Source organism: Candidatus Symbiopectobacterium sp. (assembly GCF_020054415.1).
GTDB lineage: Bacteria > Pseudomonadota > Gammaproteobacteria > Enterobacterales > Enterobacteriaceae > Symbiopectobacterium.
The window spans coordinates 1-1065 of sequence record NZ_JAHWCO010000683.1; the positions used below are offsets into that span (position 1 = coordinate 1).

The window sequence follows — 1065 nt, forward strand, 5'->3', positions numbered from 1 at the left end:
TGACACGCCTGATTTGGATTAAAATGCTGATCGCTCCGGGATGCATCACCACGCTCTGGATTTAACATACTGATTTTACGTCAAGGGAATCCGCAGCCTTTATGGCTACGCAGCATAATATCTATTTATTCAACAAAGCCTCGCTGGAGTGAAGAAAACGCCACGTTGCAAAAAAAAAGCCACACTGATTCTTGAACAATACCGCAGTAGCGATCCCCTGATGAAAAAGATCGCCAGCGTATTTCTCGAATCTGTTCTATTCCGGCTTTTATCTGCCGATGTACTGGTCCAGCCGTGCCAAGCTGACCAACACCGCCGATCTGATTCGCCTGATTATCCATGATGAAGCAGTGCACGGGTATTATATTGGCTATAAATTCCAGCAGGGTCTCGCCAACGTTGACGCTGTGCGGCAACAGCAGATAAAGGACTACGCCTTCGATTTAATGCAGGATCTCTATGACAATGAAATTCTCTACACCGAAGCGCTGTACGACGGTGTGGGCTGGACGGAGGATGTGAAAAAGTTTCTGCATTACAACACCAATAACGCATTGATGAACCTTGGTTATGAAGCGTTGTTCCCTGCCAACATGACCGATGTCAATCAGGCAATCCTTTTCGCATTGTCACCCAACGCGGTGCTTTGTTGAATAAATAGATTTTATGCTGGAAGCCCAGTGAAACGACGGATCCTCGCAACGTAAAATCATGCAGTTAGGCATCATAAGAAAAGTGTACACCTGAGATGACAAGCATTTTCAACCAAAACTGGCATGTAAAAACAGCATGATTACCTATTATTCACAAATCCCCAACGCGGAAGAAAATCACGATTTCTTCTCCGGTTCAGGCTCTTCATACGTCATCGGGCTTTTTTGAATAAATAGAACTTTTGGGTAATCATCGGAGCAGATCACCACATTTGTTTCAAAATCAGGTCTCCATGGCAAAACAAAATTTTAAAATCACCAACTGGCCCTCTTATAACAAGGCCCTCAAGCAGCGCGGTTCTCTAACCGTATGGCTAGATGAATCAGCCATTGCTGCATGGACGGAAAAAAA

At 44.6% G+C, this 1065-nt stretch carries 2 pseudogenes; both read left to right on the top strand.

Going from position 1 to position 1065, the window contains the following annotated elements:
- Positions 1–141 precede the first annotated feature (141 nt).
- A pseudogene (locus QZ506_RS19750) lies at positions 142–647 on the top strand (ribonucleotide-diphosphate reductase subunit beta); the annotation flags it as partial.
- A 299-nt stretch (positions 648–946) separates the two neighbouring features.
- Positions 947–1065, top strand: a pseudogene (locus QZ506_RS19755) (IS5/IS1182 family transposase); the annotation flags it as partial.